The sequence below is a fragment of the Ktedonobacter sp. SOSP1-85 genome (genome assembly GCF_016587415.1).
Taxonomy (GTDB): domain Bacteria; phylum Chloroflexota; class Ktedonobacteria; order Ktedonobacterales; family Ktedonobacteraceae; genus Ktedonobacter.
Genome location: NZ_BNJI01000003.1, coordinates 268,833 through 294,477 on the forward strand (window position 1 = coordinate 268,833; position 25,645 = coordinate 294,477).

A 25,645-nucleotide genomic window follows, 5' to 3' on the forward strand; every position below is an offset into this window, starting at 1 on the left:
TACGCCTGTAGCGGGCCAATGTCGCCTCATCAGCCATTGATGGTGATGGTTTTGACCGGGTGCTATCTCGATGACTTCAACGCACCGTTATAAACTGGAACGTTGCGTGTCCCAACCACGTAATAGTGTTTTTATGCATGAGCTATCTCCCTATGCTTGCGATAGTGGTCTCGTACCAGGGCGTGCTCTCTTTGCGACTCGCCTCAAAGGCTGCGATGTCTTCCTGAAAACGTAATGTGCGCGCAACAGCGTCCAACCCTTGCATGAGCACATCTTTTCTAAAGGGATTGATGTCGAAGGAGTATACCTGCTCATCTGGTGTGACAACACGCTGTAAAGGCAGATCAATGGTCAGGGCATAGCCCGGCGTAGCCTCAACCGCGTCAAAAAGCGACTGAATCACGTTCTCTGGCAGAATTACGGGCAAAATACCAACATTAAAGCAGTTGTTATAGAAGATATCAGCAAAACCAACAGCAATGATCGCCCGAAAACCATACTCATACAAGGCCTAGGGCGCATGCTCACGCGACGAGCCACAACCAAAGTTGGTGCGCGACAGAATAACGGTTGCCTCTCGGTAACGCGGCATATTTAACACAAAGGTAGGATCAGGCTCCCTCGTCTTGCCCAAATAGCGCCAGTTGGTAAAGAGCCCCTCAGCATAACCTGTCCGGGTAACCATTTTCAGATAGCTCGCCGGAATGATGCCATCGGTATCCACATTCTCCCGATCCAGCGGCATTACAATACCTTGATGCTGTGTAAAAGCCTCCATACAGATACTCCTTTTCTACTCCCAGGTACGAATATCTACAAAGTGGCCGGCGATAGCGGCAGCGGCAGCCATCGCTGGACTAACGAGATGCGTGCGGCCTCCCATTCCCTGCCGCCCCTCGAAGTTGCGGTTCGAGGTGCTGGCACAGCGCTCGCCCTCGGCAAGGCGATCACCATTCATACCCACACACATGCTGCATCCCGGCTCACGCCAATCGAAGCCGGATTCTACAAAGATATGGTCCAGGCCCTCTGCTTCCGCCTGCTGTTTGATCAATCCGCTGCCTGGCACAACTATGGCTTTGACGCCTGCCGCGACATGCTTGCCTCTTACGAAAGAGGCAGCCAGGCGTAAATCCTCGATACGGCTATTGGTACAACTGCCGATGAAGACACGATCCAGGCGAATTTCACTCATCGGCGTTCCGGATTCCAGTCCCATATAGGCTAGAGCGCGGCGCGCGGCAGGCTCGTCAGCGAAGTTTTCAGGCGCGGGAACCTGACCCGTGACAGGGGCGACCATCATGGGCGAGGTTCCCCATGTCACCTGCGGCGAGATCGCATCCGCTTGCAGAATCACAACGCGATCAAAATGCGCGCCCTCATCTGTCGCCAGTGCTTCCCAGGATGCCACAGCCCGGTCCCATGCCTCACCCTGGGGGAGCAAAGGGGCGCCCGTTCAGATAGGCAAAGGTCGTCTCATCTGGCGCGATTATGGCGGTCCTGGCTCCAGCTTCAATCGCCATATTGCACAACGTCATGCGTCCCTCCATTGAGAGCGAGCGGATGACCGAACCAGTAAATTCGATGCAATGCCCGGTACCACCATTGGCGCCGATTGAGCCAATGATGAAGAGCGCCAGGTCCTTCGCCGAGCAGCCAGACGGCAGGCTTCCCTCGATGCGAACCTCCATCGTCTTTGGCTTGACCTGCCAGAGGCACTGGCTCACCAGTACATGTTCAACCTCGCTCGTTCCAACACCAAAGGCGAGCAGGCCGAAGGCTCCCAGCGTCGCGGTATGGCTATCGCCACATACAACGGTCGTTCCTGGTAGTATCACTCCCTGCTCTGGTGCGGCCACGTGAACAATACCATTGCGCGGATCGTCGACCGAGAAGAACTGCACACCAGCAGCGCGCGCGTTACGATCCATCATCTCGACCTGGACTGCCGCCTGCTTATCCAGAATGGGGACCTGGCTACGACGACCATAGGCGCGAACAGGAGTCGTGGGAATACTATGGTCAATCATACCAAAGGTCAGATCGGGTCGGCGCACACTACGCCCCGCCACTTTCAAAGCCGCGAACGGCTGTGGTGATGTAACCTCGTGGATAAGATGGCGATCAATATACAGAAGCGATCCCTGACCCTCAATTTCGCGTACCACGTGAGATTGCCAGATCTTCTCAAACATCGTTTGTGTTCTCGTTGCTTGTGGCATAGAAACTGTCCCTTTCACAACATGATGACAAGACATATGTGTTACTGAATTCTGTAACACAGGCAAGTCAGCCTTTACAAGCAGTATAACCATCAGCAAGTGATATGTCTAATACTTATTTTGTAAAAACTTGATAATCTAAAGGCATCAGCTATCCAGCTTTTTTCTCCGGTAGTGATGCTTTTTTGTTATCAAAATTTAAATAAATAAGTATTAGACATATCATCTGGCACAAGCTATACTCATGAACAAATGAAATACGTGCAAGTTTTTCCTATTCAGCTCTTTATACCTGGCAAGCTACGTGATAGGAGATTGTCTTATGCATCCACAAATGTCTGATACAGAAGAGAAGGCATCTATACGCGCTCTAGAAAGCGAGCAGCAGACGACTCTGAAGCAGTCCCTTAATAAACCATCCTTCTGGGTTGTATTCACTACCTGGTTCAAAATTGGTGTCATGTCGTTTGGTGGGGGATCGGCGACGTTGTTATTGATTCAGCGCAAATGCGTAGAGCAGATGAAATGGGCCACGGAAGAGGAGTATAGTCGCTACTGGAGCTTAAGTCAGATTTCACCGGGTATCGTCATGTTCGCGACAATGATTCTAATGTTTCGCAAGATCGGCGGATGGAAGAATGTCATCGCTGCATTCGCCGGGCTACTTATACCCAGCGCGCTCATTACACTGCTCTTTTCTGCCGGTTTTAAGTCTGTACAGAACCTGCCAGCAGTGCAGGCCATGCTTCAGGGGGTTATTCCAGCTACGGCTGGAATTATGCTTACCTTATCGATTAAGTTTGCCCAACCACTGGTAAAGAAGAGCTATAAGACCGATGGCTTGAGCCTCATTGAATGCCTGGTCATCATTCTAAGCAGCACCAGCGCATTGATCTTCTGGCATATAGACGTCGTACTGGTTATGCTGGGCGCGGCCCTGTTGAGTGTCGGATTTTTTCTTCCCCTGCGCGCCTGGCTTGCTCCAAGACAAGCAGCAGCCCAAAGGAGGCAATAGAGATGAATCCTATCATTTATTTTCTGCTTTTCCTCAAAGCATCGCTCTTCTCTTTCGGCTCGGTGGGCAACCTTGCCAGTTTGCATCGCGATCTGCTGAGTAAGGGGTGGGCGAGAGAAGCCGACTTTGGTGAGGCGCTGGCAATTGGACAATTTAGTCCCGGCTCCAATGGTCTCTGGACGGTCAGCCTGGGCTACCTGACATATGGCCTCCCTGGAGCATGTCTGGCGCTACTCTCACTGCTACTTCCCCCGCTACTCATTCTTCCATTGGAAGCGGCATACCACCGCATTGAACACCAGGCCTGGGCGCAGGCGGTTATCCGCAGCCTCTCACTGGTCTCGATTGGCATCCTGCTGAGCGCAGCATGGTCTATTCTGGATGGACGGACCATCGATATTGGAAGCGTCCTGATTTGTCTGGCAGCCTGCGCTCTCTGTATGAACCGCCGCATCGGGTCGTTCCTGACCCTGCTTCTGGCAATGGGAGTAGGCTACCTCCTCTATGGCCTCCGCTAAAAGAGTCCGCTACCGGCATACGCGGCTACTGCTAGTGGGTTCAGTAGCCGCGTATGCCGGTAGCGGACTCTACGAACGACGTGTCGATATGTTCTACCGTTGGGCATCCGGAGAGGACCATGGCATACTCCAGCTCCTCGCGTAGGATATCGAAGACTTGCGTCACGCCCTGCGCACCATCGACGGCCAGGCCCCACAGCATCGGGCGGCCCACAAAGACAGCTCTGGCTCCCAGAGCGAGGGCTTTAAAGGCATCTGTTCCGCTGCGAATGCCACCGTCCAGGTAGACCTCGGCTCGACCCGCAACGGCCTCCACCACCTCTGGGAGCGCCATGACGCTGGGGAGGGCGCCGTCTAGCTGGCGTCCTCCATGATTCGAGACGACGATGCCCGCAACGCCACAATCAACAGCCCTGCGCGCGTCCTCTGCTGTGAGTATCCCTTTGACCACCAGAGGGAGATCTGTCAGCGAGCGAAGCCAATCGAAGAGGCCCCAATCGAAGGTACTACTGACCATCGGGTCCACTCCTGGCTCAAAGTTGGCCTTCCGGATATGCCCTGGCATGCTATAGCCCTGGCGCCAGAAGCGCTCTTTCCTCCCATAGAAGGGCGTATCGACGGTTACTACAATTGCCTGGTAGCTTGCCTGCTCAGCGCGCCGTACAAGCTCTTCCGAGAGGGAGCGCGGTTCAAAGAGGTAGAGCTGAAACCAGAGCGGTCCACTGGCAGCAACCGCGATATCCTCCAGGCTGGTGGTCGCACTGGAGCTGGCGACATAGAGCGTTCTGGCGTCCCCGACTCCCTTCGCCGAGGTCGCCTCGCCTTCAGGATGCAGCAACTTTTGAAAGCCAACTGGAGCCGCCGCAATCGGCATACTGATGGGAGTTCCCAGCACAGTGGTGTTCAAATCGGGGGCCTGCATAGGTACGAGCATGCGAGGACGCAACCAGATATGCTCAAACGCGACCTGATTGCCTCGAAGCGTCTGCTCCTGCCCGCTACCACTCTCTACATAACACCAGGCGGCCGGATCAACAGTCTTTCTTGCCACCTCTTCATATTGATCTATCTGAATGTAGCTTGTAGCCATAGAACCGAATTTTCCCCTTAACCCTACTAAGCAATTTCTCGTATTCTACCTTTAGAAGTGCAAGAATACAAGTTGGCTCGCTACGCCAGTAGCGGGCATAGGTTACAATACATAAAAAACCACAAATACGAGGAGCAAACATGGCTGAGCATACGGATGATATGAAAGAACTCACAGCCCTGCGCGAGGATGAGAAGCGCTGTGTGCGCATCCTGGCCGCATGTCGCCGTTTCGCGGTCAACCTTGGCGGCAACGCGGGCTACTACGCGACCTTCGCCCAGAACGAAGAGGTGCTGCTCGACTCCTTCCAGCAGGTTCTCGCAGCCCACCAGGACTATGATCAGCTCTTCGCCCAGCGCTGCCAACGCGCCGGTCTAACCCCCGCCGACGTCCAACGCCTGAAAGACCGCCTGCAATTCTGGCTCTCTTCCCAGGAAGATGTTTAATCCCAAGAAAGCCCTCCCATCCTTACCCCAACCAGTGGCATAAAATACAACTAGTGGTCTAGACGTCTTGACAAGAACGCGTTTCAACAGTACAGTTATAAGTATGTATCAGCTTTGTGAAGAAAGGATCTCTTCCAGGCGCCTGGTACACCAACCCCTTTGTAGGGGCAACACGTGAAACGCCTTCTTTTGTTTCATTCGCTGTTGCCAAGTTTTCAAGGAGGAAAGCTGCATGAATCGTTCACGCAGGATGCTTTTTGTGCTCGCGGCAGGCTTTTTACTGCTCACCAGCGCGGTGACAGCCGGGCTGATGCAGACCGGCAACGCCGGTCAGGCCCATGCCGCCACGTCTTTTCCCACTTCGTATTTCGCTCCCTATCAGGATGTCACCATTGGTGCCTCACTACAGTCGGTTGCCCAGGCAACCGGACAAAAGTATTACACTCTGGCCTTTATTACCGGCAATGGCTGCAACGCTGACTGGGCCGGTACGATCCCGCTGAATCAGACCAGTATCTACTTGCCCAACCTGGATAGCGATATCAGCTACCTGCGCGCTCAGGGCGGCGATATCATCATCTCGTTTGGCGGCGAGGCCGGGCAGGAACTGGCGCAGACCTGTAGCACGGTCAGTTCCTTGCAGGCACAGTACCAGGCCGTCATCAACCAGTATCATGCAACGCATCTCGATTTCGATATCGAGGGCGGCGAGCAGGGCGACTCAACGACCTATACACGTCGCAACACGGCCCTGGCAGCATTACAGGCCGCCAATCCTGGCCTGACCATCTCGTTCACACTCCCATCCGCGACTACTGGCCTGCTCAGCGATAGCCTGGGCTTGCTGAATAACGCGGTCTCGCATGGCGTCAACTTCAACATTGTCAACCTTATGACAATGGACTACGGCTCGCCCGATAGTCAGATGGGGCAGGAATCCATTAACGCGGCCAATGGTCTCCACTCCGAACTACAGAGCATCTTCCCCTCAAAGAGCTCCAGCCAGCTCTGGGCCATGGTCGGCATCACACCCATGATCGGGCAGAACGATTCTGGGGGCGAGGTCTTTAGCCTGAGCAATGCCTCGCAGGTGCTCTCATTCGCCCAGACAAATAAGATTGGCGAGCTGGCCTTCTGGGAGGTTCCACGCGATAACGGCAACTGCGCCGGTTCGACGACTGCCTCCGATACCTGTAGCGGTATCTCACAGAGCGCCTACGCCTTCACCAATCTCTGGAAGCCCTTCACCAGCGGTAGCAGTGGTGGCGGTAGCACACCTACACCTACTCCCACCCAGACAAAGACGCCCACGCCAACGCCTACCCAGACCCAGACGCCTACTCCCACTCCCACGCCTCCAACTGGCGGCAACCTGGTCAGTAACGCTGGCTTTGAGACGGGCAGCCTCTCCAGCTGGACCTGCCAGGCGGGTGATAGCGTGGTGAGCAGCCCGGTCCACAGTGGCTCACATGCCCTGGCTATGGTCCCGAGCAGTTCGACCACAGGTGAGTGTGACCAGACCATCAGCGTCCAGCCCAACCACACCTACACTCTGAGTGCCTATGTGGATGGGCCGTATGCCTACCTGGGGGTACAAAATGGCGCCAGCAACTGGACCAGCAGTAGCAGCTATACGCTCCTGAGCGTGACCTTCACCACCGGCGCTTCGCAGAGCAGCGCTACCATCTACGTTCACGGCTGGTACGCCCAGGGCAGCGTCTACGTCGATGATGTCGCCCTTAGTTAGACTATAGGAAGCAAATTCTCGCCACTGCGTGGCTCGCTGAAAAAGGTGTGGTGGCGGTCTGGCAGGGCCAGACCGCCACCACACCTTTTTTAACTTTGTATTTCTTCTGACGTAAACAAGTAACAGGACACAATCCCTGGCCCCACAACGCAAACGGCGCAACAGGAGGCGCGGCCCCCTCCACCCTCTTCGCGACAACGCAAGTAGCTGAGCGAAGCAAACTGTGTATATAACTGCTGACATTGAACCCTGGCCTGATGTTGGGCTATAATCAAAGGGGCCAGTTATGTGCTGGCTTCAGAGAGGGAGGGGCATGGTGAACGTGAGGTAGAAGCTCCCCGCTATATTGATTTACTTCTATATTTTGCGATGGAAAGAGGCTATACATGAAATACGGTATCTCGCTTCCCAATGGTTGGACCATGAGCCTGGTAGGGATTAAAGATCCCGTTGAGGCGTATGAGACAATGACCAATGTGGCGAAGGCCGCAGATGAGACAGGCTTTGAGGCGGTATGGATGGTGGATCACTTCCACACAGTTCCTACGCCAACACAGGAGGTCACCTTTGAGAGTTGGATGTCGCTGGCAGCTATCGCACGCGATACCAAGCGCGTGCGCATTGGGCAGATCGTGACCTGCAATAGCTACCGCAATCCCGCCCTGCTGGCCAAGATGGCGAGCACGCTGGATGTCCTGAGCCATGGCCGCTTGAACTTCGGCATTGGCGCGGGCTGGTATGAGCATGAGTATAAGGCATATGGCTATCCCTATCCCGACGCGCCTGAGCGCCTGCGTATGCTACGTGAGGCTCTCCAGGTTATTCACGCCATGTGGGAGCAGGAAGAGGCCCATTTCGAAGGTAAGTTTTACCAGGTGCGTGGCGCGATCAACCAACCCAAAGGCGTGCAGAAGCCACATCCTCCCATCCTCGTCGGTGGTGGCGGCGAGAAGGTTACGCTCAAGCTGGTGGCCCAGTATGGAGACGCCTGCAACGTTAGTGGCGAACTGCCAACCATCAAGCACAAGCTTGGAGTGCTCAAGCAGCACTGCGAGACGGTGGGACGCGATTATAGCAGCATCTATAACACGACTGGCTCATTCTGCTCCATCGCCGATACTGACGAGGAGGCCCTGGCCCTGGTCCCCGAAAAGTCCAGGGGCAATCTCAGAGATACCTCCCTCGTGGGTAGCCCCGAGACCATTCGCCAGCGCATCGCGGCCCTGGAGGAGCTGGGCATTCACGAAATCATTATCGATTTCCCCAGCGCGACCGACCTGACAACGCTTCACCGCTTCGCGCAGGAGTTTATCGCTAAATAAACCCGCTACTAGCGTACGCGGCTACTTCTCCAGGGGAGATAGCCGCGTACCATAGAGATATTTGCGTGAACCTATAAAGGCAAATAATGGGTTAAGAAAAGTGCATGTTCAGCCAGTTTGAGAGTTCACAGTTCAAATCAAAGACAACGGTATTTTCGGCGCTATCAGGAACCTCAAATTGCTCAATCACTGGATAAAAACTTTCATCAACAAGATAATTTCTCTCCCGCGTAGCCAGCACCTGTTGTCTCCTCTTTTCTAGTTCAGCAAGAGGAATCGCAAGATAGACCGTCTCCACCTGATACTGATGCTCAAGAGCCGCGTTTCTATATCGATCCCGGAGCCACTTGAGAAAAAGCGTGTCATCCAACACCACATTTATCCCTTGCTTCATAAACTCGTGAAGCAACTGGATACACTGATGATGGGTCTTCTCCCATTCCTCAACTGGTTGTAATTGAGACAAATCAAGCCCGCGCTCTCTCATAAGGTCATCGAGGCTAATATAGTGGCTATGTGTGCGTTCAGCAATGTGTTTAGCCAGGGTGGTCTTCCCCGAAAAGGGAGCGGCCACACACCAGGTACAATGTCCCCATACATCAATCTTTCCCGCTATATACTCTGAAGTAATTTCTCTAACCACATCATATGTGATTTTTCATTAGTTGAGCAAATTAGCAAGCAATAAAATGAACAAAAAATTGCGTAATAGGATATTATGAGCACAAATGACTTCTAGGAAGATATCAGTTCGCGTCTGAAAGACGCAAAGATGGCTCGCTTTTCCCTTGACTCTCCCCTAAGGGGAGGATGTAAGCTCTCTTTAGAAGCGGAGGAAGAGAAGATTATGCTCAAGATTGGAGAATTTGCGCGTCTCAGCCAGGTATCGATAAAAACGTTGCGACACTATGACGCACTGAACGTGCTGCGGCCAGCGCGGATCTATCCAGAGAGCGGCTACCGCTTGTATGAAATCGGACAACTGGTCGATATGGTGCGTATTCTGGCGCTCAAAGACTGCGGCTTTACGCTGGAAGAGATCGCACGGTTGCTGCGAACCTACGACACGAAGACGGTTGAGGCACTACTGCACCAGCGGATAGCGGCTCAGGAGCAACTTGTTGCGGATGAGCAGGCGCGTCTCCAGCGCATGATTGCACGCACACAGCAACTGGCCGACGCTGACCGTGTTCCTCTGTACGATGTCGCGCTCAAACAGACCGAGCCACTTACGCTGGTTGGTCTCCGCCAGTGCGTCGCGACAACAGCGGAGATCGGCCCTTTCGCGCAAATGGTCATGCGTCATTGCGAGCAACACGGGGTAGCCTCAAGTGGCCCTCTGATCCATCTCTATTATGATGAGAGTCAACTGGATGAAGGATTTGATCTTTTTGTGGGCATGCCAGTCACTGCTTTGCCTCCTTCCCTGGCCGATCTCCGCTGTGAAAGGCTTGTGGGCGGGGAGCAGGTCGCGTGCGTCATTTATCGCGGTGATTATAGAAACATCAGCAGCGCTTATAGCGCGCTGGATCGCTGGCTCTCGACAAGCAGCTATCGCATAGCGGGACCATGCCGCGAGATTTATCACCTCAATCCAACGCACACAGACGATCCGGCGTCCTACATTACCGAAATCCAGTATCCTCTGCTGCCCGCTTGCGATGTGAGCTAACGTATTCCAGAAACAGGAGAGATTACGATGACACTTCCACTGGTTCCCTTTGAGGGACGAATGAGCTATTGTCTGATAAAAAGTTTACAGATGGTTCTGGCCCATCAGGGGCATACGTATCCTGTTGAGTGGTTGGAATGTGTGAGTGGCGAACCATTCGGTTTTGTGTATATTCGCGATAAGCAGAGCTTTTTTGCCGTCGATGGCTATGTATATCATCGCGCAGGCGAACACCTGCTGCGTACTTTGAATTATAGCTACACCTATACGAGTTCCCAGAATGACGCTGCCGCGCTGGCCAGCCTGGAGGACGCGCTGAAGTTGGGCCCGGTCGTGGCTGGCATGCTCGATATGGGATATCTCACGTACATACCTAATCATACCCAACTCTATGGCAGCGACCATGCCATTGTGGTGCTGGCTTTGCAGCCCGACGCGGTGATTGTCCACGATCCAGCAGGCTATGTGGCTACACCTCTCCCGTTGAGCGACTTTCTGGCTGCCTGGCAGCGCGATATCTACACGGGCAAACCCTACGGTTTATGGCAGATCGGAGCACAGGGGAAGCCGCCAACTGAGGAAGAGATCTGGGAAAAGACGCTGGCCCACGCCCGCGAGAACGTTGCGTGGGAGGCAGGAGAACTGTTTCCCGGTGGACCCACGGCCTTCTATGGTCCTACCGCTATGCGTACCCTGGCAGGCGATCTCCAGGCGTGGCCAGAGATTGGCCTGGGGCCATTGCCATACTTTAGCTGGCAAGTATCGGCACAGCGCTGCCTGGATAGCGCCTTCTTCCTTCGTGAAAAGCTTCCCACAGCCGCAGCCATCCGTTGGGAAGAGTGCCAGATCTATGGCCAGCTCCAGCACGCATCCGTAGCCAACAAACGAGCTGCCTTGCCTGAATTGCTGGAACGCCTGGCGGAGCGTGAGGAGGAGTTTATCGCCGCACTTGTTTGAGCATTGTTGAGGCTCGGGAAGTCCATGCAGACCAGCCAACAATGAGCAGAAGCAGGACAATGATGCTATCATCTTGATATATGAGGATGCGGGTTGGTCGCTCTAGAGCGACCAACCCGCATCCTCATATATCAAGATGATAGCTTTTCATGAGACACTCTTTTCTCCTGCAACTTCTTTTTGCTGATAGAGTAGAAGCTTGCCCAGACCTACTATCTCGGCTGGTCCCTCAGCCAGGGGGAAGAGATGCTTCCCGGCCCATGCGAAGGCCTTTCTATTGCCTTCTTCGGCTGCCTCCTGTGTCTCAAAGATGCTGATACTCACCGCCTCACCCTCTCCAACCTGAACCACAATAAACTCAATAAACCCTGGCTCATTCTTGAGAACTGGCACAAAGATATCCTTTGTCTTTTGCGTCAGTGTGTCTATCAAATGTGGCTGGACTTTGATTTTTCGCATCACAGCATACATATATATCTTCCTGTTCCTTTCTGATATAGCATTTATCCTTTACATGCTTGATTGTAGCCTGATAAGCTGATAGAATCGTTCCTAATTAAAGGTGCGTTGAGATAGGAGCAGGAAATTGGTCTATCGCCCAACAGCCCGCGTGCTGACGGTCTTAGAACTTCTCCAGGCGCATAGACGCATGACTGGCGCGGAGCTGGCGCGTCGGCTGGAGGTGGATATCCGCACGGTTCGCAACTATATCGAGACCCTGGTTGACCTGGGCATTCCTGTGGAGGCTGAACGGGGTCGCTATGGAGCCTACCGCCTGCGCGCTGGCTATAAGCTTCCCCCATTGATATTTACTGAGGATGAAGCCCTGGCATTGACGCTCTCGCTGCTGGTGGCTCGCCAATCGGGGCTATCGAAAAGTATTCCCTCTTTTGAGGGGGTGCTGGCCAAGATTGAGCGCGTCCTGCCGAGCGAGACCCGCTCACGCATCCAGGCAGTCGCGCAGACGGTGGCCTTCGAGAGCGGGACCACATCGGAGGCACCCTCGGGCCTGGCGGTAATGGTCCTCAGTTCAGCGATCCAGGAAGGGCGACGGGTACACCTGCACTATCGCTCGCCGCGTTCGGAAGTAACGGAACGAGACTTTGATCCCTATGGAGTCGCCTATCACAGAGGCTTCTGGTACACCATCGGCTACTGCCACTTGCGCGAGGGAGAGCGCCTCTTCCGCCTGGACCGGATCGAGCATATCGAGATGACTACTGAAACCTTTCCCCCACGGATCAACTTTCTCGCTCTAGAAGCGGTGCAACAGGCACTTGCCTCAGTGCCGAGGGTATGGCAGATCGAGGTAAGACTGGAGGCAACCCTAGATGAGGCCCAACGGCAGACACACATCCCAAAAGCCTTCTTTACGGAGGTAGCAGGCGGAGTTCTCTTGCGCGTCGAGGTCGAGGATCTGCCCTGGATGGCCCGCTTACTGGCGAGCCTGGACATGTCCTTCACCATCCAGCGCCCAACTGAGTTATGCGAGGTATTGCGCCAGCATGCCCACAAACTGGTTAGCTACTCAGAGAGTGAGGAGATGCGCTACTGATGTACGCGTCTATGCTGCCTGGGCGGCATAGACGCGTACATCAGTACCTTATCTTTTGTATCAAGCTGACTGTGAAACAGTTCTAGGCCTGCGAGAGGACCATGCAGACCAGCAAGCAACGAGCAGAATCAGTATAGTGGCTATAAGATTTACAGCGCATTGTATCTGGCACCTTGCGATACCAGCTCGATAGGCATCCGCGAAAGCGACGGACGTAACGGCGTAGGCATGTGGAGGGGTTTGTTGGACCATCGCGCCCCATTGCTGATACGCGCCATATGCAACAAACAGCGACCAGGCACTGATAGCCACTCCAAGTAAGAAGCCAATATTCTGCCACTGAGCATATCTTTTAAGTATCAGGTTGACAAACAGAAAGATAACTGCACAAACACAAAGCACACCAGCACTGATGCCCGTTAAAATAGACCAGTTACGTAAATCTCCAAAGATATACTCACCTAAGAATAGATTCACGACCGTGCCTAGCCTTTCCAGCAAAAGAAGAGCTAGCTCTTCTTTTGCTACTACTTACAGTTTTTTCTCTAATTAGGTCTATGCCAATTAATGTGGTAGTTGATACCATTACTAATAGGTCCAACATCTGCCATAACCTGACCAGCACCATTGGTCATAATATCATAGTCATGATTCCAATTTCCAATGCCTGAATCGTTCATATAACAATTGGAAAAGGCAACGTAATTGAAATTAGCTAATGTAATCAAAGCTCCAGTTCCATCATGGGAACGTTCAACTATACATTCACCTGCATCTCCTGCACTAAGCGGCCATCTTTCAGTTCTGGAAATATTTAAGCCGTTTGTGTCAATGATGTAATAATTATTATCTGACCCTTGGTAATTAGAATCAACTTCAACGTACATGGTCGTACCACAACCATTAGATAATGGAAATGTCTCGCCAAAATCAAATCCACTCCCCGTATCTTCGATCCAGGCGTAATAAGTTACACTACCATTACCGTCTACAAGAACGTCCGTTCCCGCTTGAACAAGAGGATTAGGTGAAACAAAACCTCCCAATCCTACCCAAATACTTGCACGTGAATCTCGCACACTGGTATTCATGCAAGGTAAATTCCAGTTGGCATTCGAGGTTGTATAGTAGCCTCGTGATCCGATGGCATAGTTGCCAGCAAATGCTGCTGTACTATGTTGTGTCACATAAGGAGTAATAGCCTTGGAGTACTTATAAGATGCGTGATGAGCTAAAGTACCAACCACTTTTTGAGGATCGCAGACATGCTTGTCGTGCTTAATCCGATTCGCATTTTTTAGCCATTTTTCTTGTGATTGAGCATTTGATGGACGCAATGGCAAGCCATACATTTGCAGTTGGCTATTAGAAAGCGTTGATGGATCAAGACTGTTTGGCGCTTGCAAGCATACAGGTTGTGATTCGTCGATACTATGAGTATGAGCTAATGCAGTAGCAGGTGACAACGTTGAAAAAATAAATAAAAGAAGCAATGCAGTAGCAAAATAACAAGAAACCTTGAGAGGCACTCGGTAGACAAGGTCTTTACTCATGTAGAATGATCCCATCCTTTCTGGATCTTAAGCGTTTAAATTTGTCACTAAAACAAAGAAAGAGCCTAAGCCGCTTCAATTTCTTCACGCTCTAGTGAAAAGGTCCTTCCTGCTAATTTATAAAGAACACAATGAGAAGATACAGATAGTACATTTGCTGTTAAAAAACATATAGCGGCTTAGCGAGCATAAACTCATCAACATGATGACATATTGCCATGTATAAGTTCAACAATATTTTGTGTTTTTACGTATTAAAAAGATTGCAGTCTTATTAAACAATGTGGCGACTGGCCTAGGCCTGGTATGAAGACCGCCTGGAATTTGAGTGGCGGCGCAAGACCAGTGAAGAAATAGACGAACTCTGGAACGAGCTTGGCTTTACCTCCTCTTTCTGGTCTCTCACATAATCAGGTATTGGCGTACCTACCCTGGTAGGTACGCCAGCACAGCTCAAGCCTTAACCCAGGCTGATAATTACTTTGCCGAAGGGCTGGACTTCGCTGTAATACTGATAGGCGGCTTTCGCCTCCGCGAAGGGAAACATGCGGTCGATGACTGGCCTCATGCCATTGGCGGCGATGGCGCGGTTCATGGCGAGAAACTGCGCACGGCTGCCAAGGGAGATGCCTCGCAGTGTAGCGGTCCCCATGAAGACGGCGCGGTGAATTCCTCTATCGTCCGTGTTGTCGCGCGCCACCGATCCGATCACGGCAATCTCTCCCGAGATCCTGGTCGCGTTGATCGACTTGACAATTGTACCAGGTCCGCCTACCTCGACCACGTGATCGACGCCTCGCCCACCCGTTAATTCGCGCACCGCGAGATGCCAATCAGGCGTCGTGTGGTAGTTGATTACGTGATCCGCCCCGAGCGCCTTGAGCCGCTCGGCCTTCTCAGCACGCGAAGTGGTCGCGATGACCCGTGCGCCAGCGATTTTGGCGAGCTGGAGGGCAAAGAGCGAGACTCCTCCTGATCCCAGGGTGAGCACGCTGTCGCCAACCTGAAGTCCCATCCCGCCAGTGAGGGCATTCCAGGCGGTGAGCGCAGCGCAGGGAAGGGCCGCCGCTTCCTCAAAAGAGAGATGATCAGGGATGGGAACGACGCCATCCTCTGACAAAAGGGCATATTCCGTCAGCATGCCATCCAGCGAACCACCAAGCTGGTCGGCGACCTCCGCCTGAAAGGGACCGTCAATCCAGCGAGGGAAGACAACACCAGCCACGCGGTCACCCACCTTGACCCTCTTCACACCCTCACCGATGGCTACGACCTCTCCAGCGCCATCGGAGACCGGGATCACGTCCGGTCGCACAGGCAAGGGATAGTAGCCAAGGAGTAGGATCAGCAGTTCTCGTGAATTAAGCGAGCAGGCTCGCACTCTCACCAGTACTTCGCGCGAGCCAGGTACTGGTACATCTTGTTCCCTCACTACAAGCCCCTCAAGGCCTGCCCCCATGTTTATATGATAGCTTTTCATGAGATACTCTTTTCTCCTGCAACTTCTTTTTGCTGATAGAGTAGAAGCTTGCCCAGACCTACAATCTCAGCTGGTCCCTCAGCCAGGGGGAAGAGATGCTCCCCGGCCCATGCGAAGGCCTTTCTATTGCCTTCTTCGGCTGCCTCCTGTGTCTCAAAGATGCTGATACTCACCGCCTCACCTTCTGCAATCTGCACCACAATAAACTCGATAAACCCTGGCTCATTCTTGAGAACTGGCACAAAGACATCCTTTGTCTTTTGCGTCAGCATATCTATCAAATGTGGCTGGACCTTGATTTTTCGCATCACAGCATACATATATATCTTCCTGTTCCTTTCTGATACAGCATTTATCCTCTACGTGCTTGATTGTAGCCTGATAAGCTGATAGAATCGTTCCTAATTAAAAGCACTTTGAGATAGGAGCAGGAAATTGGTCTATCGCCCAACGGCCCGCGTGCTGACGGTCTTAGAACTTCTCCAGGCGCATGGACGCATGACCGGCGCGGAGCTGGCGCGTCGACTGGAGGTGGATGTCCGCACGGTTCGCAACTATATCGAAACCCTGGTTGACCTGGGCATTCCCGTAGAGGCTGAACGGGGTCGCTATGGAGCCTACCGCCTGCGCGCTGGCTACAAGCTCCCACCGCTGATCTTTACAGAGGATGAGGCCCTGGCGTTGACGCTCTCGCTGCTGGTGGCTCGTCAATCGGGGCTATCAAGGAGTGTTCCCTCTTTTGAGGGGGTGCTGGCCAAGGTTGAGCGCGTCCTGCCGAGCGAGACCCGCTCACGCATCCAGGCAGTCGCGCAGACGGTAGCTTTCGAGAGCGGGTCCACATCGGAGGCACCCTCGGGCCTGGCGGTAATGATCCTCAGTTCGGCGATTCAGGAAGGGCGACGGGTACACCTGCACTATCGCTCGCCGCGTTCGGAGGTAACGGAACGAGACTTTGATCCCTATGGAGTCGCCTATCACAGAGGCTTCTGGTACACCATCGGCTACTGCCACTTGCGTGAAGGTGAACGCCTCTTTCGCCTGGACCGGATCGAGCATATCGAGATGACTGCTGAAACCTTTCCCCCACGGATCAACTTTCCCGCCCTAGAAGCGGTGCAACAGGCACTCGCCTCAGTGCCGAGAGTATGGCAGATCGAGGTAAAGCTGGAGGCGACGCTATATGAGGCCCAACGGCAGACACACATCCCAAAAGCCTTCTTTACAGAGGTAGCGGGCGGAGTTCTCTTACGCGTCGAGGTCGAGGATCTGCCCTGGATGGCTCGCCTGCTAGCAAGCCTGGATATGCCCTTCACCGTCCAGCACCCACCTGAGTTATGCGAGGTCCTGCGCCAGCATGCCCACAAGCTAGTTAGCTACACAGAGTAATGTGTGTGAGGTACGCTACTGACGTACGCGTCTACGCTGGGCGCACGCACATGGACTGGGGAGCGTAGGTGCGTACGTCAGTAGCGCATCTCACCTCTATTACATCTTTATCCGGCAATAAACTCGTTAATGATGCGGGCGAGGTCGGGACCTTTGTCCTCTTGAAGGAAGTGGCCTGCGCTGGTAATAGTGGTATGAGGCTGACCCTTGGCGCCGGGGATGAGGGCCTGCAAGACCGCGTCTCCGCCACGTGTGATGGGATCGCTATCGCTAAAAGCTGTCAAGAAGGGTTTCTCCCAGCGGCACAGGACCTCCCAGGCGGCGCGATTGGCCTCGCTGGCAGGATCATCAGGCCTTGTAGGCACGAGCAGCGGGAACTGGAGCGCCCCAGCGAGATAGCGCTCATCGGGGAAGGGGGCGTCGTAGGCGGCAACCTCCTCAGGCGTGAGAGGCGTCACGCAACCACCCTTAACAACACGGCTCGCCTGAAAGCCCTGGAAGGTCTGCGACATGCGCTGCCAGTGCAGGAAAGCTTTGTTGGGCGGCTGGTCGCCTGTGGGCAGGAAGGTATTGGCGGCGATGACGCGGGCGAAGCGCTCCGGTTGCTCTCCCACGAGGCGCAGGCCAATCAGCCCACCCCAGTCCTGGCAGAAGAGCGTTATCTGCCGCAGGTCGAGTGCATTCAGGACACCATGCATCCAGTCAACATGGCGCTTATAGGTATAGTCCTCGCGCTGCGTGGGCTTATCCGAGCGACCAAAGCCGACGAGGTCGGGGGCGATAACGCGGTGCCCTGCGGCGACCAGCAAGGGAATCATCCCACGATACAAATATGACCAGGAGGGTTCGCCATGCAGCAGCAGAACCGGCGCGGCCTCTCGCGGCCCCTCATCGATATAGTGAACGCGCAGGCCATCCACCTCCAGGTAGTGCGGCTCAAAGGGATAATCAGGCAGGTTGACGAAGCGCTCGTCCGGCGTGCGAAGTACTTCCATAGTTCCTTCTTTCTTCGTGCGATAAGTGGTATACTATCTTCTACCAAATGTAGCACTTCTCGCGCACGAAGAAAAGGGACACAAAGTTGTGTCTGGAGGGATACTGCAATGCCTGATACACTCCTACTCCTCATCATGGTAGGCATACTGGGTGCCTGCCTGCTACTCGCCAACTATGGAAAGCGCTACCGCATTAGGCGTACAGGCAGGCGCGTCCTGGCCAGGGTTGTCCAGGTCAACTACTATCAAATCACGAAACAGGCGCAGGGTATTCCTCTCTATAATGTGCCAGCGGCGGTCGGTCGCTGGCGCTACGAGGTCATCGCCGAATGGAATGATCAGGCCAGCGGGAACTCGCTACGTATCTCCAGCGGTCTCAAGAACGGACTCCCCCGCTGCCAGCGCGGCGACTACCTCTGCGCCTACATCAGCCCACGGGGCAGTTATCTAGAGAGCGCCTAGCCTGCTAGAGTGCTAAAGACAAGCTGTTAAAAAAGCTCAAACCTAATGATAAATAAGGTCGCTAGTTGCGAAGGACCGGGTAAACCGTTCGCGGTTACTCGGTCCTTCTGTCTTCCCGCTTCTCTTTTCTCCTCCAATATGCTATTATTCCAATATTGGAATAATAGCATATTGGAGGAGAAAAGATTATCACGACTCTAGACTACGCTCTTCTGGCACTTCTCGCTCGCCAGGAGTCCTCTGGCTATGACCTGGCTCAACGCCTTAAACGACCTCTTGGCTTCTTCTGGACAGCTCATTCCAGCCACATCTACAGCGAGTTGGCCCGCCTGGAAGAGGTAGGATTTATTACCGCGCAAGTGGTCACACAACCTACTCGCCCGGCCAAGAGGCTGTTCTCCGTGACAGAGAGTGGTCTCGCAGCATTACGCACATGGGTGACCTCACCCATTGAGCCATCTCCACCGCGCGACGAGCTTGTGCTCAAAGCTTACGCGATCTGGCTAGCTGACCCCGCGCAGGCTATCGCGTTGTTTCGGCAACAGCAGGAGTTACACGCTGCACGCCTGGCTGAGTATGAACACATCCTGGCCCGAATCGAGCACGAGCATGGCGAGCAACTGGATATTACGCTGCCCGATTTTGGCAATTATGCGACTCTCCATGCGGGCGTGTACGCGGAGCAAGCCTCAGTCGCCTGGTGCCGTTGGATGGTAGAGCAATTGACAAACCATTCTCGACAGGAAGCAGAGCAAGGATAACCACGTACTTACTCACCTAACGAGCATACAGGGAGGTTCTTTTTTATGAAACAGGATGGTTTCCTTCACATGCACTCAAGAAGAGCAAAGCCCTTCTTCTTGCCAATATATTCCAGACGCCACTTCTGCTCTCTGGCAACGATGAGCGTCCTCGTCGCCGCTTGCCAGTCCCCCGCGCCTGTGCAAATTCCCGCGACGCCGACACCACGCTCAACGCTCAAGCCTATCATCGCCTCCAATGCACACAACCTGGCACAAATCGGCGTCCTGGAGAATATGCAGGACAAGGTGCGCGGCCTCTGCTGGTCGCCTGATGGAAGCTTCCTGGCCGTGGCTCCAGGCGAACACATTCAGATCTGGCAGAGCGCCTCCTTGAAACAGGTTGCCACATTACAAGGAAAAACAGGTAGCATCAATGGGATGGCCTGGTCATCCGATGGCACCTCTCTGGCAACTGCTGGCGACAAAGGCATAGTGCAGATCTGGCAAACCACCAACTGGCAGACCCAGAGACTATTGAACTGGCAAACAACATCGACACATCCTCGACCAGAATTATTGAGCGTGGCATGGTCGCCTACATCGAAGCGACTGGTGGCGGGGAATGCAGATGGCGCGCTTCTTCTCTGGGATACCACAAACGGGAAAAATCTTGGGCTTTGGGAGGGACCCGGCCAGTATGTAAGCTCAGGCGGACGCTATCCTTACGCGGTCTGGGGCGTGGCCTGGTCCCCTGATGGGCTCCATATCGTCTCGAACCGCTATGATAAATACACATTTATGTGGGATACCCGAAGTAGCAAGATTACCCACCAGCTCCCACCCCAGGACCAGCCCAATGGCGTTGCTTACTCGCCAAATGGACAGTTTGTTGCTACATCAAACGACGCTGGAACTGTCCAGATCTGGGACGCACAAGGCAAACGTGTACGTGTTCTAACCGGTCATACAGACGCGGGCTGGGCTTATCCCGTCATGTGGTCGCCCGATAACTCTCTCCTGGCCACCGCACGCGCCTATGGCCTGGTACAACTCTGGGAAGTACAAAGCGGGCAAGAGCTGGTTGCCATTCAGGGACACAACGCAGGTGTATTTACAGGAAGCTGGTCGCCTTCGGGTACCATTATTGCTACTGGCAGCGATGATGCAACGGTTCGCCTCTGGGGAGTTACGCGGTAAAGCCCTTATCTGGCACTGCTCAAGCAGGTGAAACACTGGGTTTACGAAAAAGAATACCTTATTCACAGTTGGAGGAGCTACCACATTTCCTCCTGGTCTATGCCTCTCTGAAGAAAGAGGGCTAAGAAACGCGACAAATACACCTATTTCACCACAAGCCTGGTACTTTGGTATACCAGGCCCGTATGCAATGTTATAGAACCGCTCCTCTAGCGACACCATAAGTGACAGCCAGGTGCCAATCGCTGCGCTTTTGCTATCGCTAGAAAGAGAAGCTATATGCACAAACTCCGATGGGAGCCGCACTGCTCCGTCATTGTTGCGCTCATGTGTATTGCCTTACTTGGGTTAATCATTGAAATAACGATATATGCTCGCGTTACGCCGACACAACACTCCTTCGCAGCCCAGGCAGATCAACAGAGAACAACGAAGAGATTCACTCCTCCCAGTAGGCATACAACCCTGAACGGCTGCCCCCCAGAGGGGCAAGCACGAAGCGCCGTTGTTGCACCATTAGCTCATGGACAGCTACCACATATTCTCTACCTGCAAACAAACGACATATTGAATGGCCCCTCAAGTGTGATCGATTTTGATGTACTACACAATGATAGCTCTGAAATAACGCGTGGGGAAATCAAGGAGAGCCTTGTCTCCGCAAATGGAACATGGTTACTTACGCTTGTTCACAGTAATGGACATGATGAGGTCCATCTCCTACGCCTTGATGGGAAAGACGAGCAGACCCTGTATTGTTCGCCCAATGGCGCACAACTGGAGAGCGTACAATGGTCGCCTGATCAAAGCTACATCGCCTGGAGTCTGGTCTCTGCGACTGATAGGCTTCCAGATCTCTACCTGCTCAATCTTCACAGCGGGCAGATCACGAGGGTCGCGCAGGCAACTCGTGATAAAGGATATCAGCCTGGAGGCTGGCTCAATGCAGGGCAACTCCTTGTAAAGGACAGCTTAAAGGATGGATCATCACAGGCACTCTATGTGTTGGATATCACAAAAAAGCCGCTTCTAGGGCTTCGGCAGATATTTCAGCCCCAGACACCCCTATGTTGGGACTATGTAGCAAGCAGCGATGGAAAGACACTGTACATAAGTGAGTGCGCTGGCGGAAATAGTATTTATCGGGGACCCAGCACCATCAGTGCGCTCCATCTTGCAAGCAACAAGACAGAAGAGATCTGGCGCTCTAACACTATGGCCATTACAGCCCTGCGCTTTGCAGCGAAGAGTGACAAGCAACTGCTAGCCATCATTGGGAACAGTGCTCCAGGAATGCAGGTTCCCACTGAACTCAACGGGCTCTGGATGATCTCGACTTCTGGAGAAGATATCACAATTGCGGTCACAAACATGTATGGAGAATATAGCACCTTTGCGGGACCTTTACGCGATCCCTGGTCAAATATTTCGCGCGACGGCACTATGTATGTGCTGCACACAACATCCAATGAGGGACAGGGGGAGAAGCTTTACTACGGTGTCTTAGGCGGAGGCATACCCGCCCAGTTCGCAAATATAGCAGAGGGAGGAACACTGGAAATGATAGGCTGGACAGAAGAATGAGAGAGAAGAGAGCTTCGACCAGACAACGCCTGCTGGCACTTGCTTTTGCCATCCTATATGGATTGATAACGCTGAGTATAATACTCTTTGCCTGCATATCCATCAGAGTAATCCCCTTGGGCGCAACCAATACACATACAGCGCCAGGGACGGTGACGCCCAGCCCAACGCTAGAGCCTACGCCCATACCTCCGTCTGTCCTGACAGTGATAGGAGGCGTGCCACCAATTGACGCCAAAGCGGCCTACCTTCTTGATACTGATACTGGCAATGTACTGGATGATCAGAACGCGGAGCAGCCCTTGCCCATGGCTAGCACGACCAAAATCATGACGGCCCTGGTCGTCATTGAAGCCGCAAATCTCAAAAAGGAGGCCACGGTTTCTCCAGACATACCTCAATATGTCTTGCAGCATAATGGCAGTAATGCCAAACTGGTGCCTGGAGATACCCTGACGATCAATGACCTGTTATACGCCTTGATGTTGCCGTCTGGTGATGATGCCGCCATCGTCCTGGCTCGCGCTGTCGCGGGAAGCTCAGACGCCTTTGTCGGGATGATGAACCGCTTTGCCCTGCGCCATCACCTTTTCCAGACACACTTTATCAACCCCGATGGATTGACATACTACGATGCAAGTGGCAATCCCCTCCCCGGACACTATTCAAGCGCACGTGATTTAGCGCGCCTCACAGCGTATGCCTTGAGCAATCCCCTCTTCGCCAAAATTGTCAGCACCAGGCAGTATGACCTTGCATGGTCGTCAAAACATGGAGCCTACCATTGGTCGAATACCAACGACCTGTTCAACCTGTATCCAGCAACCACAGGCGTCAAGACCGGTTTCACCAACGAGGCAGGCTACTGCCTGGTCTTCTCCGCGACACGTAATCACCATCACCTGATCGGCACCGTGCTCTTTAGCTCCGACACGGATACCAATCAGCGCTTTCGCGACGCCAAAACGCTCCTCGAATGGGGCTTTGGCCTGCCTATGCTGCCAGCTTATTAGCTACCCGTGAAAGAATTTAAGCTGCCCGACGCGCGCTTTGGCACGCGTCAGGCTACTTTTTGCTCTATGTCCAAAGGAAGAGGCGATTCTCTAGTTGGGAAGCTGGTTCGATGCCGAACTCGCGGAGTTGTCCGCGAATATTGCTGCGGGCAGCCATGGGCGAGGTCTGGCGCGCATCGGCAAAGGCCTCGGGGCAGAAGCGCTCCGCGAGATCCCAGACATATGAGTAAGTGCCGCGTGTGCGCCCCGTCAGGTCGACTTTGCAGATCAGGAAGCGGCGTTGCAGTTCTACAAGTGCGCGCTCGGTCGCCAACTTCATGGATTTCTCTCCCAGCCTGGCGCCGCGCCTCAGCTCGCGCGATGGGTGCGCGCCATGCTCGTCCAGATATTCATAGATCGTCTTCGCTTCCCCAGAGAGCCGACCAGCGAAATAGAGCCGATTCACATCTCGCTCCTGCTCCTGGCCACGCCCAGCCAGGGCCGCAATAAAATCGGGGAGATACTCAGGCGCGATAAAGCTGGGCTGGCCCTGGATAATCTTGCCATAGTAGAGCTGTCGCGAGAAATGCAGATCATCCTTCCAGAACCAGGTGCGGTCCAGAACTGAGGTCGCGGTCTCCCCCATGGCCTCGGCCAGATTAGGAAATGGCAGGCGCGGCAACGGTCCCCAGGTACAAAAGCCGCATCCCTCCACAAACGTAATCGCCTCGTCTGGTCCGGTGATTTGACCAGGAATAAATGAACGCCACTTTACGGCCTCCTGCATCTTGCCTACCCTTCTAGCACCATCATCGATGCTGTTTAAAATATGTCCGCCTCTATCGTACTTCTTCCTCTGCCCCACTGCAAGTAGGGAAAGCATCTCCTCCTCGCTCGTAAGCTCACATCGGAAGAGGGTATGTTGGGTGTGAAGCACTATAGGCACCAAAGGCCTTGCTTTTAGCATAAGCATGGAGTACGCTTTCTACATGACTATGGTTTGGCGTTTGAGGATACGCTCGCCTGTTTGTTCAGGGAGACTGCTTTTGGTTACCCATCACACCTTTTATCCCCGGCCACCACTCTCAGCGTTCATAAAAGGCTTCTGGTCTTACCAGGGTGAGCGACCATCACATACCAGGGAGCGCCGCTTGCCAGATGGATCAGTATCCCTGGTTATCAATCTCCACGAAGACCTGACGCGGATCTATGATTCACCGAACACGCCGCAGGATGCCCCTGCCCTTTCAGGCATGGGGAGGAATGCGACGTTCCTTTGTCGGTGGCTTGGGTGGAATACGCCGTAGACATGCTTTCATCTGCTCATGTATTATTGACAGGCGGATGAAAACTATGATATAATTCAGACTATGAAAACGGTATTAACAGCGAAACTCAAATTGAATACAACGCCCGAGCAATTCAAGGCTTTACGTACAACGCAACTGGCGTATCGTGATTCACTCAACTATGTGAGCCAGTACGCCTTTGCGAATGGCAAGTTGAGTAATGCTCTTCGTTTGCAAGATGCCACCTACGATGAGATCCGCCTCCGTTTTCATCTCCCTTCGCAAATGGCCTGTTCTGTTCCTCGCCAAGTTGGTGCCACCTATAAAGGCTTATGGACAAAGGTGAAGAACAATGCTGCTCATCGTAAGGCAGGTATCACCAAGAAACGTTATAAAGGGCTTGATAAGGCTCCTACGTTTCTCTCTCCCACGTTGACCTACCAGTATAAGAAGGACTACACGTTCAAGAAAGAGCAGCACGTGAGCCTTCTCACGCTCGATGGACGTATCGTTGTGCCCTATACTGGCTACAATAAGCATGTGGCATTGATCCAGCGTGGTACGGAGATCGGCGCATCGAAACTCTGGTATGACAAAGCCAAGAAGCAATTTTACCTCCTTGTCTCCCTGGAAGTTGAGATGGCTGATCCTACCCCGAAACACACAAGCAAGTCGTTGGCGTGGATGTGGGGATGCGATACCTTGCCGTCACGGCGACGATGCAAGGCGATTGCACCTTCCATGCTGACCCCTCCATTGTTGCTAGATCCCATCACTATGCACGACTGAGAAAGCGTCTGCAAAAGAAAGGCACTCGTTCTGCAACGAGAAAGCTCGTTGCCATCAGTGGACGAGAGAGACGGTTGAAAGCAAACTGCAATCATGTCGTGAGTAAACGGATTGTGAAGCAATATCCTCAAAGCTTGATTGGACTGGAGCATCTGACAGACATTCGCGAGCATACCAAACGACGGAAAGGCAAGCGAGCCAGTACCAAACAGCGAAAAGCCAATCGTACCTTCTCCAAATGGGCTTTTGGTGAGTTGCACAGTATGATCGCCTATAAAGCGCTCTTGCATCGAAGTATGGCGATCAAGGTGGATGCCAACTTTACCTCGCAGGCCTGCCCCAAATGTGGGCATACCTGCAAAGAGAATCGTCCACACAAGGGCCTGCTCTTCGTCTGTCAGAATTGTCAGTACACGCTCCATGCCGATCTGGTTGGCGCGAGGAATATTGCGATGCGAACGCTTCTTATCCGGCAAGACTGGATAGGAACGGGCCTCTTGTCAGTACGCCCTGATGTGTCGGACGATGAAGCCAAAGCAGCACGCCTGAAAAGGTATGCTGAATTGCGGTGGAGTTCAGACACAACTCCAAGCCCTCGGCTTTAGCCGTAGGGTACTGACATAATCCTAAC

Annotated in this window: 23 protein-coding genes and 3 pseudogenes; 16 read left to right on the plus strand and 10 right to left on the minus strand. The window is 53.4% G+C overall.

The features are described 5' to 3' along the window. Positions 1 to 142 precede the first annotated feature (142 nt). Positions 143 to 778, minus strand: a pseudogene (leuD, locus tag KTE_RS39215) (3-isopropylmalate dehydratase small subunit). 15 nt (positions 779 to 793) lie between these two features. Continuing rightward, positions 794 to 2,222, minus strand: a pseudogene (gene leuC / locus KTE_RS50215) (3-isopropylmalate dehydratase large subunit). Positions 2,223 to 2,544: 322 nt separating this feature from the next. Here leuC and KTE_RS39225 point away from each other — a divergent pair. Further along, positions 2,545 to 3,237, plus strand: a complete 693-nt coding sequence (locus KTE_RS39225) for a chromate transporter (RefSeq protein WP_201391561.1) — start codon at positions 2,545 to 2,547, stop codon at positions 3,235 to 3,237. A gap of 2 nt (positions 3,238 to 3,239) precedes the next feature. Beyond that, positions 3,240 to 3,755 carry a chromate transporter gene (locus KTE_RS39230; RefSeq protein WP_201391562.1) on the plus strand — a complete coding sequence of 172 codons (516 nt, stop codon included), beginning with the start codon at positions 3,240 to 3,242 and terminating at the stop codon, positions 3,753 to 3,755. Between the two features lie 40 nt (positions 3,756 to 3,795). Here KTE_RS39230 and KTE_RS39235 read toward each other — a convergent pair whose 3' ends face one another. Then, a complete protein-coding gene (locus KTE_RS39235) occupies positions 3,796 to 4,845 on the minus strand; it encodes an alpha-hydroxy acid oxidase (protein WP_201391564.1) in 1,050 nt (349 codons plus the stop codon). 140 nt (positions 4,846 to 4,985) lie between these two features. Between KTE_RS39235 and KTE_RS39240 the strand changes: the two genes are divergently transcribed. The 3 genes from KTE_RS39240 to KTE_RS39250 all read left to right on the plus strand — a co-directional run bounded on the left by KTE_RS39240 (position 4,986) and on the right by KTE_RS39250 (position 8,360). Beyond that, positions 4,986 to 5,291: a hypothetical protein gene (locus KTE_RS39240; RefSeq protein WP_201391566.1), complete on the plus strand. Its 306-nt coding sequence runs from the start codon at positions 4,986 to 4,988 to the stop codon at positions 5,289 to 5,291. Between the two features lie 232 nt (positions 5,292 to 5,523). Beyond that, positions 5,524 to 7,038: a carbohydrate binding domain-containing protein gene (locus tag KTE_RS48395; protein WP_236600934.1), complete on the plus strand. Its 1,515-nt coding sequence runs from the start codon at positions 5,524 to 5,526 to the stop codon at positions 7,036 to 7,038. A 386-nt stretch (positions 7,039 to 7,424) separates the two neighbouring features. Next, a complete protein-coding gene (locus KTE_RS39250) occupies positions 7,425 to 8,360 on the plus strand; it encodes an LLM class F420-dependent oxidoreductase (protein ID WP_201391568.1) in 936 nt (311 codons plus the stop codon). A gap of 91 nt (positions 8,361 to 8,451) precedes the next feature. On the opposite strand, the gene KTE_RS39255 is transcribed toward KTE_RS39250, so the two are convergent. Next, positions 8,452 to 9,003, minus strand: coding sequence for an ATP-binding protein (locus KTE_RS39255; RefSeq protein ID WP_201391570.1), 552 nt, complete (start codon positions 9,001 to 9,003; stop codon positions 8,452 to 8,454). Positions 9,004 to 9,207: 204 nt separating this feature from the next. Here KTE_RS39255 and KTE_RS39260 point away from each other — a divergent pair, with 204 nt between their 5' ends. Next, positions 9,208 to 10,032, plus strand: a complete 825-nt coding sequence (locus tag KTE_RS39260) for a GyrI-like domain-containing protein (protein WP_201391572.1) — start codon at positions 9,208 to 9,210, stop codon at positions 10,030 to 10,032. A gap of 27 nt (positions 10,033 to 10,059) precedes the next feature. Beyond that, complete coding sequence (locus tag KTE_RS39265) at positions 10,060 to 10,989, plus strand: BtrH N-terminal domain-containing protein (RefSeq protein ID WP_201391574.1); 930 nt, start codon at positions 10,060 to 10,062, stop codon at positions 10,987 to 10,989. A gap of 147 nt (positions 10,990 to 11,136) precedes the next feature. Here the strand turns inward: KTE_RS39265 and KTE_RS39270 are convergent, their stop codons facing one another. Then, entirely contained in the window at positions 11,137 to 11,460 is a 324-nt protein-coding gene (locus KTE_RS39270) for an antibiotic biosynthesis monooxygenase (protein WP_201391576.1), read from the minus strand. A gap of 115 nt (positions 11,461 to 11,575) precedes the next feature. Between KTE_RS39270 and KTE_RS39275 the strand changes: the two genes are divergently transcribed. Continuing rightward, the gene (locus KTE_RS39275; RefSeq protein WP_201391578.1) at positions 11,576 to 12,544 is read left to right on the plus strand and encodes a YafY family protein; all 969 of its coding nucleotides are present in this window, start codon (positions 11,576 to 11,578) and stop codon (positions 12,542 to 12,544) included. A gap of 545 nt (positions 12,545 to 13,089) precedes the next feature. On the opposite strand, the gene KTE_RS39280 is transcribed toward KTE_RS39275, so the two are convergent. The 3 genes from KTE_RS39280 to KTE_RS39290 form a co-directional block, all read right to left on the minus strand. Further along, positions 13,090 to 14,097 (minus strand): G1 family glutamic endopeptidase, encoded by a 1,008-nt coding sequence (locus KTE_RS39280; protein ID WP_201391580.1) that lies wholly within the window; start codon positions 14,095 to 14,097, stop codon positions 13,090 to 13,092. Between the two features lie 460 nt (positions 14,098 to 14,557). Continuing rightward, positions 14,558 to 15,577 (minus strand): NAD(P)-dependent alcohol dehydrogenase, encoded by a 1,020-nt coding sequence (locus KTE_RS39285; RefSeq protein WP_201391582.1) that lies wholly within the window; start codon positions 15,575 to 15,577, stop codon positions 14,558 to 14,560. Beyond that, the gene (locus KTE_RS39290; RefSeq protein ID WP_007913787.1) at positions 15,574 to 15,897 is read right to left on the minus strand and encodes an antibiotic biosynthesis monooxygenase; all 324 of its coding nucleotides are present in this window, start codon (positions 15,895 to 15,897) and stop codon (positions 15,574 to 15,576) included. Before KTE_RS39290 ends, KTE_RS39285 begins: the two co-directional genes overlap by 4 nt. Before the next feature lie 115 nt (positions 15,898 to 16,012). Between KTE_RS39290 and KTE_RS39295 the strand changes: the two genes are divergently transcribed. After that, on the plus strand, positions 16,013 to 16,963 hold the full coding sequence (locus KTE_RS39295) for a YafY family protein (RefSeq protein WP_201391583.1): 951 nt from the start codon (positions 16,013 to 16,015) through the stop codon (positions 16,961 to 16,963). Positions 16,964 to 17,070: 107 nt separating this feature from the next. Here KTE_RS39295 and KTE_RS39300 read toward each other — a convergent pair whose 3' ends face one another. After that, positions 17,071 to 17,958, minus strand: a complete 888-nt coding sequence (locus KTE_RS39300) for a haloalkane dehalogenase (RefSeq protein ID WP_201391585.1) — start codon at positions 17,956 to 17,958, stop codon at positions 17,071 to 17,073. Positions 17,959 to 18,066: 108 nt separating this feature from the next. Between KTE_RS39300 and KTE_RS39305 the strand changes: the two genes are divergently transcribed. From KTE_RS39305 to KTE_RS39325, 5 genes are all read left to right on the plus strand, one after another. Next, on the plus strand, positions 18,067 to 18,420 hold the full coding sequence (locus KTE_RS39305) for a hypothetical protein (protein ID WP_201391587.1): 354 nt from the start codon (positions 18,067 to 18,069) through the stop codon (positions 18,418 to 18,420). Between the two features lie 212 nt (positions 18,421 to 18,632). Next, entirely contained in the window at positions 18,633 to 19,181 is a 549-nt protein-coding gene (locus KTE_RS39310; protein WP_255553088.1) for a PadR family transcriptional regulator, read from the plus strand. A 45-nt stretch (positions 19,182 to 19,226) separates the two neighbouring features. Continuing rightward, positions 19,227 to 20,360 carry a WD40 repeat domain-containing protein gene (locus KTE_RS39315; RefSeq protein ID WP_201391591.1) on the plus strand — a complete coding sequence of 378 codons (1,134 nt, stop codon included), beginning with the start codon at positions 19,227 to 19,229 and terminating at the stop codon, positions 20,358 to 20,360. Between the two features lie 279 nt (positions 20,361 to 20,639). Further along, positions 20,640 to 21,944, plus strand: a complete 1,305-nt coding sequence (locus KTE_RS39320; protein WP_201391593.1) for a hypothetical protein — start codon at positions 20,640 to 20,642, stop codon at positions 21,942 to 21,944. A gap of 218 nt (positions 21,945 to 22,162) precedes the next feature. After that, entirely contained in the window at positions 22,163 to 22,957 is a 795-nt protein-coding gene (locus KTE_RS39325; protein ID WP_236600935.1) for a D-alanyl-D-alanine carboxypeptidase family protein, read from the plus strand. Positions 22,958 to 23,021: 64 nt separating this feature from the next. On the opposite strand, the gene KTE_RS39330 is transcribed toward KTE_RS39325, so the two are convergent. Continuing rightward, positions 23,022 to 23,819 carry a hypothetical protein gene (locus tag KTE_RS39330; RefSeq protein ID WP_201391597.1) on the minus strand — a complete coding sequence of 266 codons (798 nt, stop codon included), beginning with the start codon at positions 23,817 to 23,819 and terminating at the stop codon, positions 23,022 to 23,024. A gap of 163 nt (positions 23,820 to 23,982) precedes the next feature. On the opposite strand from KTE_RS39330, the gene KTE_RS39335 reads away from it, so the two are divergent. Together KTE_RS39335 and KTE_RS39340 are read left to right on the plus strand one after the other, a co-directional pair. After that, entirely contained in the window at positions 23,983 to 24,243 is a 261-nt protein-coding gene (locus tag KTE_RS39335; protein ID WP_201391599.1) for a DUF6597 domain-containing transcriptional factor, read from the plus strand. A 63-nt stretch (positions 24,244 to 24,306) separates the two neighbouring features. After that, positions 24,307 to 25,619 (plus strand): annotated as a pseudogene (locus tag KTE_RS39340) (RNA-guided endonuclease InsQ/TnpB family protein). Positions 25,620 to 25,645: the final 26 nt, after the last annotated feature.

Bases quoted from the DNA above. Each gene is read 5' to 3' on its own strand.
- KTE_RS39270 (WP_201391576.1), bottom strand. From the start codon at position 11,460: ATGTATGCTGTGATGCGAAAAATCAAAGTCCAGCCACATTTGATAGAC.
- KTE_RS39225 (WP_201391561.1), top strand. From the start codon at position 2,545: ATGCATCCACAAATGTCTGATACAGAAGAGAAGGCATCTATACGCGCT.
- KTE_RS39240 (WP_201391566.1), top strand. From the start codon at position 4,986: ATGGCTGAGCATACGGATGATATGAAAGAACTCACAGCCCTGCGCGAG.
- KTE_RS39265 (WP_201391574.1), top strand. From the start codon at position 10,060: ATGACACTTCCACTGGTTCCCTTTGAGGGACGAATGAGCTATTGTCTG.
- KTE_RS39320 (WP_201391593.1), top strand. From the start codon at position 20,640: ATGCACAAACTCCGATGGGAGCCGCACTGCTCCGTCATTGTTGCGCTC.
- KTE_RS39290 (WP_007913787.1), bottom strand. From the start codon at position 15,897: ATGTATGCTGTGATGCGAAAAATCAAGGTCCAGCCACATTTGATAGAT.
- KTE_RS39305 (WP_201391587.1), top strand. From the start codon at position 18,067: ATGCCTGATACACTCCTACTCCTCATCATGGTAGGCATACTGGGTGCC.
- KTE_RS48395 (WP_236600934.1), top strand. From the start codon at position 5,524: ATGAATCGTTCACGCAGGATGCTTTTTGTGCTCGCGGCAGGCTTTTTA.
- KTE_RS39330 (WP_201391597.1), bottom strand. From the start codon at position 23,819: ATGCTTTCCCTACTTGCAGTGGGGCAGAGGAAGAAGTACGATAGAGGC.
- KTE_RS39260 (WP_201391572.1), top strand. From the start codon at position 9,208: ATGCTCAAGATTGGAGAATTTGCGCGTCTCAGCCAGGTATCGATAAAA.
- KTE_RS39250 (WP_201391568.1), top strand. From the start codon at position 7,425: ATGAAATACGGTATCTCGCTTCCCAATGGTTGGACCATGAGCCTGGTA.
- KTE_RS39280 (WP_201391580.1), bottom strand. From the start codon at position 14,097: ATGAGTAAAGACCTTGTCTACCGAGTGCCTCTCAAGGTTTCTTGTTAT.
- KTE_RS39300 (WP_201391585.1), bottom strand. From the start codon at position 17,958: ATGGAAGTACTTCGCACGCCGGACGAGCGCTTCGTCAACCTGCCTGAT.
- KTE_RS39230 (WP_201391562.1), top strand. From the start codon at position 3,240: ATGAATCCTATCATTTATTTTCTGCTTTTCCTCAAAGCATCGCTCTTC.
- KTE_RS39235 (WP_201391564.1), bottom strand. From the start codon at position 4,845: ATGGCTACAAGCTACATTCAGATAGATCAATATGAAGAGGTGGCAAGA.
- KTE_RS39315 (WP_201391591.1), top strand. From the start codon at position 19,227: ATGAAACAGGATGGTTTCCTTCACATGCACTCAAGAAGAGCAAAGCCC.
- KTE_RS39285 (WP_201391582.1), bottom strand. From the start codon at position 15,577: ATGAAAAGCTATCATATAAACATGGGGGCAGGCCTTGAGGGGCTTGTA.